This is a genomic window from Burkholderia sp. HI2714, from assembly GCF_002223085.1.
In the GTDB taxonomy this organism is placed as follows: Bacteria; Pseudomonadota; Gammaproteobacteria; order Burkholderiales; family Burkholderiaceae; genus Burkholderia; species Burkholderia lata_D.
The window spans coordinates 1-13007 of sequence record NZ_NKFM01000060.1 but is presented as its reverse complement, the minus strand read 5'-3'; the positions used below and the strand labels follow the sequence as shown (position 1 = coordinate 13007).

Below are 13007 nucleotides of genomic sequence, written 5' to 3'. Positions count from 1 at the left end.
CGGGCGTGTCTGCTGCCCTGGTCGACATGACTGGAGTCCAGGAGGAGAACGGAAATGATTCGTCTGAACAAGTCCGCGGCGTTGCCGCTGGTCGGCTTGACCGGCTTCGAGACGCCGCTGAGCGAAGAGGAAGGCGCGATCCAGCACACGGTTCACCGCTTTGCGCGCGACGTGCTGCGACCGATCGGGCGCGAGCTCGACCGGATGACGCCGGAGGAGGTGATCGCGCCCGGTTCGCCGTACTGGGCCGCGATCGTCGAGAGCGCGAAGCTCGGTCTCGATCCGCAGTTGATCGCGCAGTTTCCGCCGGAAACCGCGGTGCGCATCGAGTCGCTGATCGGCGAGGAGCTGGGCTGGGGCGACGCGGGGCTGGCCGTGTCGATCGGCGCGGCGACGATGCCGCTGATGATGGCGCATTCGGTCGGCAATCCGGAGCTGGTCGAGATGTGCGCGGGCAAGGTCGGCTGCTGGATGAACACGCAGCCCGATCGCGGCTCCGATGCGGCGATCCTGTATCGGCAGGAACTCGGCGCGAACGGCCGGCAGCCGGTCGGCAACGTGACCGCGAAGGTCGGCGCCGACGAGATCGCGATCAACGGGCAAAGCTCCGCCTGGATCTCGAACGGGTCGGTCGCGCAGGTCGCGCTCGCGTACATGGCCGCCGACTACGGCGACGGGTTCTACGGCGAAGGCGAACGCAGCCAGTTCACCAACGGCATCGCGATGATCCTGCCGCTCGATCTGCCGGGCGTCTCGCGCGGCAAGCCGCTCGACAAGATCGGCCAGCGCTCGCTACCGCAGGGCGAGATCTATTTCGACAACGTGAAGGTGCCGAAGCGTTTCGCGATCGCGCTGAAGGACGACTATCTCGGCAATCTCGCGTCGACGTGGTCGTATGCGGGCACGCACATGTGCCAGGTGTTCGTCGGTGTCGCGCGCGCGGCGTTCGAACTCGCGCTCGCGTATTGCCACGAGCGCAAGCAGGGCGGCGCGCTGTTGATGGATCACCAGATGACGCACCTGCGCATCGGCGAGATGCTGCGCCGGCTGGAGATGGCGCGCGCGATCGCGCGGCGCAGCCTCGCGTTCTCGCGGATGTCGCCGCAGAGTCATCCGTACGCGACCGCGCAGGCCAAGGTCAGCGTGACCGAGGAAGCGATGAAGATCACGCACGAGGCGTTTCAGCTGTTCGGCGGCAACGGCACCACGCGCGAGTTTCCGATCGAGAAGCTGTTCCGCGACGTGCGTTCGGCGCTGATTGAGGATGGCGAGAACTACATCCTCGCGTCGCGTCTCGGCGTGCTGGCCGGCGAGCTTTATCAGAACGGGTGGACGCGCGAGTAAGCGGCGCGTGCCGTCATGCGGCAAGCCGCGCGCCCTGGCAGAACGTCGCCCCGGTGCGCGGCGCGCACGACGTCAGTTCCCCACTTCCTTCAGCAACGCGGCGGCGGCGAGCTTGCCGACACCGTTGGACGCGAGCGGACTGTCGCCCGTGATCAGTTTGCGGTCCTGATGGCAGCGCCCGGTCATGTCCTTGTTCAGCACCTTGGCGCCGAGTTTCTCCAGGCGGTCGGCGACGAGCCATGGCAGCGGGCCCGGCATGTAGCCGATGTCGAGGTTCGGACCGGTGTCGAGCGCGTCGGGAAACACGCAGATCTCGTAGTCCTTGAGCGGGTAGTCTTCCGGGGCCTCGTCGATCGCCGCCGACAACAGGCACGCGGGGCCGTGGCATAGCGTGACGATGTACCGATCGTTGTCGAGCGCCCACTTGAGCGTTCGTTTGACGTCTTTGCTGTGCGGAATGCCGGCGAGCGCGCCATGGCCGCCGGGAATGAACACAGCGATGTACGGCGAATCGGCGCCGAGGTGGTTCTCGAGCACGTCGGACAGCTTCAGCGGCGTCTTGAGCTTCTGTAGATATTTCCGGTACGTGCCTTGCACCGCTTCGTCGTCCTTCGGCATCGCCCACAGCTCGAGCTTCGCCGGATTGCCGGAGAGCGTCGCGACATCGATCTCGAAGCCGGCCTTGTCCATGTGATGCATCGGCAGCAGCATCTCGACCGGATGATTGCCGGTCGAGAACATCTTGCCGTTCGTCATCAGGACGTAGCGCTCGTCGGTCGCGATCATCAGGACCTTCCACTTGCCGCCGGTGTACGGATTCGGGTAGTCCGCGCCGTCGAAATCGGTCTTCGACGACGTGTATTGCGACAGCGAATACGGCGACGGAAAGAACGCGTTGTTCTCGGCGGGATCGGGGGCGGGCGTTCGGTCCGTCTGCGTCGTGTCGGAAGTCATGGCTGCTCCTTGTTCGGGGATGGGTTCGGGGGTGACGGCATGGGTTCGCCGGCGGCCGGTCTCGATGCGCATGGCGGAACCAGCCGCGCCGGCCTTCCGTTCATGCCTCGTCGTGTGGACGGGGACCCGACGACGAGGATCCGCGCTGCGATGAATCCTACAACGCCGCGTTGCGGCGAACGCCCCCCCGAACAGGTGGGTCGCGCGCCGCGGCCCCCGCGATGTTCGTACGAAAGGCCGAACGCCCGGCCGTTCCGCCGGCGTCCCTCCCCCTGAACAGGGGGGGCGCGAAACCCGACCCGTCCGGTATCGTGACCGCAATCGCGACGACCGGCCAGGTCGCTTATGGAGGCATTCATGAATTCGTCATACCCGCTTCCGGACGATGAGGCGGCTCCGGCCGCGCATGCGTATCCGCTGCTGATCAAGCAACTGCTACATGCGCCGCTCGCGACGCGGCCCGAGCAGGAGATCGTGTACGGCGACCGGGTCCGGCACGACTACTGGACGTTTCGCCATCGCATCGGTCAGCTCGCGAGCGGACTCACGGCGCTCGGTGTGGATACCGGCGACGTCGTGGCCATGATGGACTGGGACAGCCATCGCTACCTCGAGTGCTATCACGCGATTCCGATGATGGGCGCGGTGCTGATGACGGCCAACGTGCGGCTGTCTTCCGATCAGTTGCTGTACACGCTCAACCATTCGGGCGCGCGTGTTCTGTTCGTGCACCGCGATTTCCTGCCGCTGCTGGCGGGCATGCGCGACCGGTTGACCGCGGTGACGCACTTCGTGCTGATCGCCGACGGCGACGACGTCGACCTGCCCGATGGCTTCGCCGACGAATACGAGCGGCTCGTCGCGGCCGGCTCGCCCGATTTCTAGTTTCCCGATTTCGACGAGCAGACCCGCGTGACGACGTTCTATACGACGGGCACCACCGGGCTACCGAAGGCGGTCGCGTTCACGCATCGCCAGCTGGTGCTGCACACGCTGGCCGGCATGGCCGCGTTGTCGAGCGCTCGCGATCGCGGGCGCGTGCATCGCGACGACGTCTACATGCCGATCACGCCGATGTTCCACGTGCATGCGTGGGGCATGCCGTATATCGCGACTGCGCTCGGCCTCAAGCAGGTCTATCCGGGGCGCTATTCGCCGGAAGGCTTGCTCGCGCTGATCGCGCGCGAAGCGGTGACGTATTCGCACTGCGTGCCGACGCTGCTCGCGATGATTCTCGACAGCCGGGCGTCGGCTGCGACGGACCTGTCGTCGTGGAAAGTGATCGTCGGCGGCTCGCCGTTGCCGGAAGGACTGGCACGGGCGGCGCTCGCGCGCGGCATCGAGGTCTGCACACCGGATACGGAATGTCGGAAACGTGCTGCGGATTCAACCGGTCGATGCAACAGCTCGATGGAATCGTTCAGCCAGTGTATCGAAGTTTAGTGTCTTGCGTGGACGTTCGTTGAGCCGTCGTGCAATAGCGTTAAGCTTGGCTTGCGAGTAGGCAGAGAGGTCCGTTCCTTTTGGGAGGTACTGTCTCAGAAGCCCATTCGTGTTTTCGTTCGTGCCGCGTTGCCAGGGATGCTGGGGATCGCAGAAGTAGACCTTGATGTCCGTCGCAACAGTGAAGCGCTTGTGGCCGGCCATCTCCGTGCCCCGATCCCACGTCAGCGATTTATACAATTCCTGCGGAAGCTTGCCGGCGTGTCTTATCAGAGCATTGACGACAGCCTCAGAGTCCTTGCTGGCAATCTTCACCAGCATCACGAACCGGGTCTGGCGTTCGACGAGTGTTGCAATCTGGCTGTTGGCGTTGCCGAACAGCAGATCGCCTTCCCAGTGTCCGGGAATTGCTCGATCCTCGGCTGTGCCCGGGCGCTCACTGATTGATATGGCATCGCGGATGTTCGTGCGGTCCTCAGTCTTCAGTGTGTGTTGACGCGATCGACGCATGGCCCGAGAACGGCGCAGGTGTTCCAGCAGTTCTCTTTTCAGCGCACCACGGGCCTGGATATAGAGGCTCCGATAGATAGTCTCGTGCGACACCTGATAGTCCTTGTTGACCGCATACACGTGCTTGAGCCAACCCGCAATCTGCTCCGGCGACCACTGTAATCGGAGCTTGCTTGCCACAACCTGGGCGAGTATCCGATTCCTGACCAGCTTACATGTCTTTGGGCGCCGTGCGCGGTCCCAGGCGAGCTCGTCGGCCTGGCTCGCTCGATAGTACTGCCTTCCGCCATTTCGCCGCACCTCGCGGCTGATAGTAGATGGCGCACGTCCTAACCGCGCCGCTATCGATCGAATCGACTGGCCTGCGACGACTGCGCGCGATATTTCCTCGCGTTCGGCAAGCGTCAAGGCAAGCTTGGAGCGGTGTCGAGGCGCTGGCTGTATTCCGCCAGTCCTGGCGAGAATCCCCTGAACAGAGGAATGGTGGCGATCGAACAGTTGGGCAATCTGATGAAGCGTGTCACCCTTGCGCCACCGCTCCCACATCAGTGCCTTTTGAGTCTCGGTGTAGTAAATCCTGCGCCGCTGTTTCATTTGCAACACCCTCCACTGCTTACGCAGCGTCTAGTGTGTTGCATTGACCGGTTGAATCCGCCGCCCGTTGATGACGATCGCGCAGATCGATCCGCCTCGCGCGGCCGCCGACGCACCGGGCGACGATATCGCGCGCCGGACGAAGGCCGGGTTGCCGCTGCCGCTCGTCGACCTGCGCATCGTCGACGCGCAGTTTCGCGACGTGCCGCACGACGGGCGATCGGCGGGCGAGGTCGTCGTGCGGATGCCGTGGGCGACGCAAGGCTATCTCGGCGATGCGCAGGCGTCGGCCGCGCTGTGGGCGGGCGGCTACCTGCATACGAACGACATCGGCGTCATCGATCCCGACGGCCGGCTGCAGATCACCGACCGGATCAAGGACGTGATCAAGACGGGCGGCGAATGGGTGTCGTCGCTCGAGCTCGAGGACATCCTGTCGCGCCATCCGGCCGTGCGGGAATTGGCGGTGATCGGCGTGCGGGACGCGCGCTGGGGCGAGCGGCCGCTCGCGCTCGTCGTGCTGGCCGACGAGCATGTCGGCCGCGTCGAACCGGCGGAGCTGCTGGCGCATGTGAAGCAGGTAGCCGATCGCGGGTTGATTTCCCGCTATGCGGTGCCGGAACGCCTGCTGATCGTCGACTCGATCGAGAAGACCAGCGTCGGCAAGATCAACAAGCGCGCACTGCGCGAGCGCTACCAGCCGGACTGAGCGGCGGCGCCGGCGGCCTGTCGCACCACCCGGCGGGCGCCGCGCTGAAGGGCGCCATCCGAAGGGCCTCATCCGAGCGTCGTCTTGCCGAGATCCTCGAACAGGCGCACATTGTCCCAGTAGGCGGCGAGCCGCACGATGCGGCCGTGGGCATCGAACTCGAACACGAACGCATGCCGGAGCGAGAACGCGCGCCCGCGGTTCTGGATGCCGGCGAATTCCCGCATCTGGGTGCCGCTGTAGGCGTTCATTATTAGCGCTAGCCGTGTTCAGAAACGTTGCAAGCGGAAATTCTCAAAGAAGCCTCGGCGAACAGGGACTTTTTGAAGTTTTCTGGCGGCTGCTTAGCCGTTGCGTTTCTGCAACAGAAACTTGGCCAATGTTCACTAACGTTGCTAGCACGTTGCACGTGTTCTTTAATACTGCTAGCGCACGTGTCGCGTGGATTGATAGGGATCCATATGGCTTCGATCGAAGAGCGGGCCGCTCGAGCAGCGAAGATTGCGTCCGTGCGTTCACTGCACCACCGTATATCGCCTGCGTCGACGTTTCCTCGCAGATCCGGTCGCCAGTACATTAGAGCCAAGGCAGCCGGGTAGGGCTGTTGATGTCCGCGCAGAACTGACCCACTAGAGCTGGAAATTTTCATCGAATTTTGACCCACGTGATTGAATGCTCTGCTCAATCTTTGAGCAGGGGATACAAAGGTGATCACGGTGGGTATATTGGCCAAGATCAGGCGGATGTATTTCCGCGAGAAGGTCCCGTTGCGCGAGATTGCGCGGCGTACGGGCCTGTCCCGAAACACGGTGCGCCGCTGGCTGCGGCAGACTGATGCCGTCGAGCCGAAGTATCCGAAGCGCGTCAGCCCGAGCGTCATCGACGACTGGGCCGCACAGCTGACAGGTTGGCTGCGTGCCGACAGTCATCGCCCGAAGCGTGACCGGCGCACCGCCCGGTTCATGTTCGAGGCGATCCGCGCCGAGGGTTACGCCGGCAGCTACGGCCGGGTGAGCGCGTTCGTGAGGCGTTGGCACGAGGAGCAGGCTGAGGCGCCTCGCAGGCAGGCCTTCGTGCCGCTCGCCTTCGAACCCGGCGAAGCCTTCCAGTTTGACTGGAGCTGCGAATACGCTTTTATTGGCGGGCTGCGGCGACGCCTGGAGGTCGCCCACGTCAAACTTAACTCCAGCCGCGCGTTCTGGCTCGTCGCCTATCCCACACAGAGTCACGAGATGCTGTTCGATGCGCACGCCCGCGCGTTCGCCGCGTTCGGCGGCGTGCCGCGGCGCGGCATCTACGACAACATGAAGACCGCCGTGGACAAGGTTGGCCGCGGCAAGGAGCGTGCGGTCAACGCGCGCTTCGAAGCGATGTGCAGTCACTACCTGTTCGAGCCGGAGTTCTGCAACCGGGCTGCAGGCTGGGAGAAAGGCATCGTCGAGAAGAACGTTCAGGACCGGCGACATCAGATCTGGCACGAAGCAGCGCTACGGCGCTGGGAAACGCTGGAGATCCTGAACGAATGGGTCGCTGGTCAGTGTCGTGAGGCGTGGCACATGCGGCACCCGCAGTGGCCTGAGCTGACGGTCGAGGATGTGCTGCAGGACGAGCGTACCCGGCTGATGCCCAATCCACGGCCGTTTGACGGCTACATCGAGCAGACCCTGCGAGTCTCGTCGACCAGCCTGATTCACTTCCAGCGCAACCGCTACAGCGTGCCCACCGAGTACACGAACCAGCTGGTGAGCGTGCGCTGCTATCCGGCATATCTCAGCGTCGTCGCCAACGCCCAGGAGATCGCACGCCACGAACGCAGCTTCGAGCGGCACATGACCTTCTACGATTGGCGCCACTACGTCACGTTGGTCGAGCGCAAACCCGGCGCACTGCGCAACGGCGCGCCGTTCATCACGATGCCGCAGCCGCTGCAACTGCTGCAGCGGCATCTGCTGAAACACCCGGGCGGCGATCGCGTCATGACGCAGGTGCTCGCTGCGGTGCGCGAACACGGGCTCGATGCGGTGCTGCTCGCCGTACAGGCTGCGCTGGATTCAGGACGCCCCAGCGCAGAGCACGTCCTGAACGTGCTGAGCCGGCTGAAGGCGCCCGTCACGAATGGCAGCCTCGCCACGACGAAACTCCAGCTCAAGGAAGAGCCCGCGGCCGACATGAGCCGTTACGAGACGCTGCGCGCCAACCCACCGGAGGATCGTCATGTCTAACGATATCGCGGCCCAGCTCAACGGTCTTAAACTGCACGGCATGGCGAGCACGTGACCGGAGCTGCTCGCGCAGTCGCGCCACACGGACTTCGAGCCGGAGCGCTTCATGAAGCAGCTGTTGATGGCTGAAACCGCCGAACGGCAGGTGCGCTCGATCGCCTATCAAATGACCGCTGCGCGCTTCCCGGCCCACCGCGACCTGAAGGGCTTCGACTTCGCGCAGGCACACGTCGACGAAGCGCTGGTGCGCGAACTGAGCGAGCTGTCGTTCCTCGAAAGCGCGCACAACGTCGTGTTCATCGGTGGTCCGGGCACTGGCAAGACGCACCTCGCCTCAGCGATCGGAATCGAAGCCGTACAGCGCCACGGCAAGCGTGTGCGCTACTTCTCGACCGTCGAGCTGACCAACGCCCTGGAGCAGGAGAAGTCCATCGGCAAACAAGGCCAGATCGCCCACAAGCTGATGTACGTCGATCTGGTGATTCTCGATGAGCTGGGCTATCTGCCGTTCAGCCAGACCGGTGGTGCATTGCTGTTCCATATGCTCTCAAAGCTTTACGAGCACACGAGCGTCGCGATCACGACCAATCTCAGCTTCGGCGAGTGGGCGAGCGTGTTCGGGGATGCAAAGATGACGACAGCGCTGCTGGACCGCGTCACCCATCACTGCCACATCGTTGAAACGGGCAATGAATCGTGGCGCTTCAGGACCAGTTCTGCCAAGGCGAAGACGACAAGAAAGAGAGCAGCAAAACCAGCGGGTAACGAAGAGTTATCCACACCGGAATAGATGTACTACGCTGTCTCGGGGTGGGTCAGATTTAGATGAAATCGGTGGGTTAAGACTCGGTGGAAATCAACAAGCGTGCCGAGAAGCGGCGCGAAAATGACGCTCGCATCAATGTCAACGCGAGCAAGTGGCGTTATATCTGTCAGGAGGGTTAGATGGGGAATAGCGCCGTGACACTCAACTTTCCCAATCCCAGTCGCACCTACGACGCTTCCAGGCACTGTGTATGCTTTTGGGGCTACGACAATTCTCGCGAGATTACCTTTCTGGTCGACGATGCGATGCTGGCGAAACTGAACTCCGACATGGGTTCTGGCGAGCTCGCCTTGCTTGCGGCCTTCGACCGTAATCGCGACCGGATTCTGGGACTTGCCAGAGACCTTTACAAGGGTGGTTCCCAGAACTGGTACACGATCTCGTGAGAGTGGCCCTCGTTTGCGCCCGCACTCCACGTGCGCCTTCATTCTGACCTGCACTAGCCGCGTGTGCGGGTATTCCGGGGTGAGAGGGGGCATGGATCGGTCAAAGCATGCGCTGCTTGATTATCACGAACGCAGCAAGCACCGTCTCAACTTCTACGCTCCTGGCCCTGGGGGGCTCGACTGGACAACCCAGCCGGATCCGTTTCGGGTATTTCACGGCGCACCGCGCGTTGCTCTGCCGTTAGCCGCGGACACCCTGGCCACGCGCTACAACGCGTTACGCTGCGGCACCTTGCCGCCCGCGCAGGGATTCGATCTGTCCCATCTGGCAATCCTGTTCGAACTCTCACTCGGCCTGTCGGCGTGGAAATCCTATGGCGCCCAGCGGTGGGCACTGCGCTGCAACCCTTCGAGTGGAAATCTGCATCCGACCGAGGGCTATCTTCTATGTCCGGCTCTGCCCGGCTTGTCCGCAGGCGTCTACCACTACCTGAGCCGGGATCATGCGCTTGAACATCGCGCTGCGGTGGACGAGCCACAATGGACCGAGGCGTTTTCGGAAAGTGGTGTCCTGGTCGGCATAAGCTCGATCCATTGGCGCGAGGCGTGGAAATACGGCATGCGCGCATGGCGCTACTGCCAGCAGGATTGCGGTCATGTCATCGCTGCGATGAGTTACGCAGCCGCGGCGCTCGGCTGGCAGACGCGGTTGATGGAGTCGGCTGCGGATGATGCAGTGGCCGGCTTGCTTGGAGTGGACCGCCGCGAAGATTTCAAGGATGCCGAAACGGAGGCGCCGGATCTTTTGCTCTGGATCGGCAACCCTGACACGCGGCCCGATCTCGAGCGCATGCTGATCGCTCTGGACAGGGCACAGTGGCACGGACGCGCCAATCAACTGAGTTCGGGACATGTGACGTGGCTGGACATCGATTCGATTCATCGCGCCACACACAAGACCCATACTCGCGAATCACCCTCGCCGAACCCGGAGCAGTGTGCAGCGCCGGCGACGCCAGCCCTCGATCTCAGCTTCGCCCGAATCGCCAGACAGCGTCGCAGCGCCGTGAATTTCGATGGCACGACGCGCATCAGCGACGCGGCTCTTTTCAGCATGCTGGCGTGCCTGCTGACACATCCCGACACGCCGCCGTGGAATGCGCTGATGTCTCCGGCCGCAGTGCATGTGGCGCTATTGGTGCACCGCGTCGACGGCCTGGAGCCGGGCCTCTATATGCTCGTGAGAACGCCGGGCGCACTGCCGGATCTCAAGCGGTCTCTGCGTCCGGAATGGCTGTGGCAAAAGATCGGGCCGGACCATCTGCCGCTCTATTTTCTGCTGCCTTACGATTTGCGCGTGGCGGCAAAGTTGATTTGCTGCCACCAGGATATCGGTGCTGATTCCTGCTTTGCGCTTGGGATGATCGCGAGATTCGAAATCGCGTTGAAGCAACCATGGCGTTATCGCCATCTGTTCTGGGAATGCGGCATGCTTGGCCAGGCGCTCTATCTCGAAGCAGAAGCCGCCGGAGTACGCGCGACGGGGATCGGCTGTTTTTTCGATGATGAAATGCACGCATTGCTCGGCGCGAAGGATCATGCTTGGCAATCCCTGTATCATTTCACCGTCGGTGGCGCGGTGGACGATCCACGCCTGTCGGCATTTCCGCCGTACGAGAATCAGCCTTGACGCGAAAGCCCAGGCATCGATCCTGGCGGGGGAATATCCGAAAGGATCGCTCGCTGCCCGAACATCGCGTGTAGTAGTAATCGACGGGGCATATTGGTCCGATGTCGCCGGATCGTCCTTGCCAGCTTTCCGTCGACCTGTCCGGAGTCGACCGCATCCGTTCGATTTCACCCGGAGTGCTAGGATGATCGAATACACGCAGAAAGTCATTCTGGACGATATCGCATCGAGAGCAGTACGGTCTCGCGCTCGAAGACGCCAGGATTCTCGCGCAAGGTCTGCTTCGCGAGTTCGAGTCTCAAGCCGATGACGCTTCGTGTCGTTGGGGCGTCTTGGGTAGAGGCTGCAGCCACTGGAGGAGTGACATATGTCGGGTCAGCCATCCATGATCGAAAATCATCTGCTGGCAGCATTACCGGTAGAAGATCTGGCGCATATTTCGCCGCAGCTCGTGCTGATCGACATGCCGTTGGGAAAGGTGCTGTACGAGTCGGGTGGTGCGCTCAGTCACGTCTATTTTCCGACGACGTCCATCGTGTCGCTGTTGTACGTGATGGAAGACGGTTCCTCAGCCGAAATTGCCATCGTCGGCAACGATGGGTTGATCGGCATCGCGCTATTCATGGGGGGCGAAACAACCCCGAGCCGCGCGATCGTCCAAAGCGCGGGACACGCTTACCGACTCGATGCGCGCATCCTGAAAGACGAGTTCTGTCGAGGCGGTTCGATGCAGCGGCTGTTGCTACGCTACACCCAGGCGCTCATCACACAGATGGCGCAAACAGCCGTATGCAATCGACATCACTCGATCGATCAGCAGCTCTGTCGGTGGCTCCTGCTCAGCCTCGATCGCCTGCCATCGAGCGAACTGAAAATGACGCAGGAACTGATCGCCAACATGCTCGGTGTCCGCCGGTCGGGCGTGACGGAAGCTGCGCTGAAACTTCAGGATGCCGGGTTGATCCGGTACAACTATGGGCACATCGAGGTATTGGATCGCTCCGGGCTTGAGAAGCGCGTGTGCGAATGCTACGGCGTTGTAAGGCGAGAATTCGACCGCCTGCTCCCTGATTTGAAGCGCCTTGAGAAACGGCGCTGATGCCAGACCCGCATCCATGCCATCCCGCCCGTACGGCAGCGTACCGACTTCAGACGCTCGCACGAGCAGGCTGACACATGACGCACAGACTGCAGATCGGCCGCAGACTTCATCGAGATGTAAACGCCGTGATCGAAGTGGGCCGTCGCGATCCGTATCGCTTGCGCAGTTTTATCTCGACTCGGGCGGCGCGAGCCAATCAATGACGAAACTGGGGTTGTGGAGGGAGCATGTTGATGAACGATTACCCGAAATGGGAAAAAAATGTGAAGGACGAGCAACAAGAACAGGCGGAGGCACGCGCGACCGACGATGGAATGCCCGTGGTTCACCCGGAGCGGCAGAGAAGCCATGCCCATTCGTGGAAAGCCGTTACACCCAAGCAACGTATTTCCGATGCAAGGAAACGTCTGGGCATGGGTTTTCTGCCGAACCTATAGCGCATGTGTAGCAAAACTCCTCGCTCTCAAACAGAACGTGGAGCCGCCCCAGCAAGGCGGAACTCGAAGCCGGCCAAGCGCCGGCTTTTTACTTTGGCGCGTCGCTTGTGACGACAAATGGCGCATGCATCACTTTCTCGCATCGGTGAAGCGACGCAACCCGGGCAGTTGAATTCGCTGAGTCGCGTTCGGCAGCTACGCCAAGACAAGTTCGTGGCAGGAGGACCGCAACGCTGGGTGGCCAATTCCTTCCGTACACTCGGCCACCAACGCTTCGCGGCTCATATGGCGCGATTTCGCCACTGCATCGATCTTTTCGACGAGCTGCTTGGGGAGGCATAGCAAGACCAGCACCGAACACGACGTCGGCCGGGCGATATCAATGAACCTCCAGATTCCCTCGCCATCGTCGATGCACGACGCATGCAATGCCGCCATGTCCGTTGTCGGGGACGGAATTAGGCGCGCACATTGGTCATACAGTTCATTGACCCGGTCGTTTGCGGTGTTTGCCAACTCGCTGTATGTGTGGCCCTCCACGTGCGCGCCGGGAAAATCCGGCAGCCATCCGCGATAGCCTGAGCCTTCCTGTCGGGTGATAAAGATGGGGTATTCCACGATCAACTCCGGATTCCTGTGTGACGTCGATCATTGTCGCTCCCAGGGGGGTGCCCCTATGTCTTTCGTCAAGCGTTAGGGGCTGACTTGGGTTGGTAAATGGTGCCGTCGCGCAGCATGGCGAACAGGACGTCGCAGCGTCGCCGTGCCAGCGCGATGAGTGCCTGGTTGT

10 protein-coding genes and 3 pseudogenes are annotated in these 13007 nt (G+C 62.3%); 9 read left to right on the top strand and 4 right to left on the bottom strand.

All coding sequences use genetic code 11. The features are described 5' to 3' along the window. Positions 1-54 precede the first annotated feature (54 nt). Positions 55-1344, top strand: a complete 1290-nt coding sequence (locus CFB82_RS33290; RefSeq protein WP_069250424.1) for an acyl-CoA dehydrogenase family protein — start codon at positions 55-57, stop codon at positions 1342-1344. A gap of 72 nt (positions 1345-1416) precedes the next feature. Here the strand turns inward: CFB82_RS33290 and hchA are convergent, their stop codons facing one another. Further along, complete coding sequence (hchA, locus tag CFB82_RS33285) at positions 1417-2298, bottom strand: glyoxalase III HchA (protein ID WP_069250425.1); 882 nt, start codon at positions 2296-2298, stop codon at positions 1417-1419. A 357-nt stretch (positions 2299-2655) separates the two neighbouring features. Here hchA and CFB82_RS33280 point away from each other — a divergent pair. Continuing rightward, a pseudogene (locus tag CFB82_RS33280) lies at positions 2656-3677 on the top strand (AMP-binding protein); the annotation flags it as partial. 7 nt (positions 3678-3684) lie between these two features. Here the strand turns inward: CFB82_RS33280 and CFB82_RS33275 are convergent. Then, positions 3685-4845 (bottom strand): IS30 family transposase, encoded by a 1161-nt coding sequence (locus CFB82_RS33275; RefSeq protein WP_089486746.1) that lies wholly within the window; start codon positions 4843-4845, stop codon positions 3685-3687. A 64-nt stretch (positions 4846-4909) separates the two neighbouring features. Between CFB82_RS33275 and CFB82_RS33270 the strand changes: the two are divergent. Then, positions 4910-5554: pseudogene (locus CFB82_RS33270) on the top strand (AMP-binding enzyme); the annotation flags it as partial. A 68-nt stretch (positions 5555-5622) separates the two neighbouring features. On the opposite strand, the gene CFB82_RS33265 reads toward CFB82_RS33270, so the two are convergent. Further along, positions 5623-5805 (bottom strand): hypothetical protein, encoded by a 183-nt coding sequence (locus CFB82_RS33265; RefSeq protein WP_089486745.1) that lies wholly within the window; start codon positions 5803-5805, stop codon positions 5623-5625. Positions 5806-6297: 492 nt separating this feature from the next. Here CFB82_RS33265 and istA point away from each other — a divergent pair, with 492 nt between their 5' ends. The 6 genes and pseudogenes from istA to CFB82_RS33230 all read left to right on the top strand — a co-directional run bounded on the left by istA (position 6298) and on the right by CFB82_RS33230 (position 12217). Further along, on the top strand, positions 6298-7776 hold the full coding sequence (gene istA / locus CFB82_RS33255; protein WP_373558879.1) for an IS21 family transposase: 1479 nt from the start codon (positions 6298-6300) through the stop codon (positions 7774-7776). Further along, positions 7769-8566 (top strand): annotated as a pseudogene (istB, locus tag CFB82_RS33250) (IS21-like element helper ATPase IstB). The gene istA and the pseudogene istB overlap by 8 nt, the downstream one beginning before the upstream one ends. 155 nt (positions 8567-8721) lie before the next feature. Further along, on the top strand, positions 8722-8988 hold the full coding sequence (locus tag CFB82_RS33245; RefSeq protein WP_089486744.1) for a DUF1488 domain-containing protein: 267 nt from the start codon (positions 8722-8724) through the stop codon (positions 8986-8988). 91 nt (positions 8989-9079) lie between these two features. Then, positions 9080-10678 carry a SagB/ThcOx family dehydrogenase gene (locus CFB82_RS33240; protein ID WP_089486743.1) on the top strand — a complete coding sequence of 533 codons (1599 nt, stop codon included), beginning with the start codon at positions 9080-9082 and terminating at the stop codon, positions 10676-10678. A 367-nt stretch (positions 10679-11045) separates the two neighbouring features. Then, positions 11046-11777, top strand: coding sequence for a Crp/Fnr family transcriptional regulator (locus tag CFB82_RS33235; protein WP_089486742.1), 732 nt, complete (start codon positions 11046-11048; stop codon positions 11775-11777). Positions 11778-12007: 230 nt separating this feature from the next. Then, the gene (locus CFB82_RS33230) at positions 12008-12217 is read left to right on the top strand and encodes a hypothetical protein (protein WP_226217510.1); all 210 of its coding nucleotides are present in this window, start codon (positions 12008-12010) and stop codon (positions 12215-12217) included. Positions 12218-12412: 195 nt separating this feature from the next. On the opposite strand, the gene CFB82_RS33225 is transcribed toward CFB82_RS33230, so the two are convergent. Continuing rightward, positions 12413-12835, bottom strand: a complete 423-nt coding sequence (locus CFB82_RS33225; RefSeq protein WP_089486753.1) for a type II toxin-antitoxin system HicB family antitoxin — start codon at positions 12833-12835, stop codon at positions 12413-12415. Between the last annotated feature and the right edge of the window lie 172 nt (positions 12836-13007).

Bases quoted from the DNA above. Each gene is read 5' to 3' on its own strand.
- CFB82_RS33290 (WP_069250424.1), top strand. From the start codon at position 55: ATGATTCGTCTGAACAAGTCCGCGGCGTTGCCGCTGGTCGGCTTGACC.
- hchA (WP_069250425.1), bottom strand. From the start codon at position 2,298: ATGACTTCCGACACGACGCAGACGGACCGAACGCCCGCCCCCGATCCC.
- CFB82_RS33275 (WP_089486746.1), bottom strand. From the start codon at position 4,845: ATGAAACAGCGGCGCAGGATTTACTACACCGAGACTCAAAAGGCACTG.
- CFB82_RS33265 (WP_089486745.1), bottom strand. From the start codon at position 5,805: ATGAACGCCTACAGCGGCACCCAGATGCGGGAATTCGCCGGCATCCAG.
- istA (WP_373558879.1), top strand. From the start codon at position 6,298: ATGTATTTCCGCGAGAAGGTCCCGTTGCGCGAGATTGCGCGGCGTACG.
- CFB82_RS33245 (WP_089486744.1), top strand. From the start codon at position 8,722: ATGGGGAATAGCGCCGTGACACTCAACTTTCCCAATCCCAGTCGCACC.
- CFB82_RS33240 (WP_089486743.1), top strand. From the start codon at position 9,080: ATGGATCGGTCAAAGCATGCGCTGCTTGATTATCACGAACGCAGCAAG.
- CFB82_RS33235 (WP_089486742.1), top strand. From the start codon at position 11,046: ATGTCGGGTCAGCCATCCATGATCGAAAATCATCTGCTGGCAGCATTA.
- CFB82_RS33230 (WP_226217510.1), top strand. From the start codon at position 12,008: ATGTTGATGAACGATTACCCGAAATGGGAAAAAAATGTGAAGGACGAG.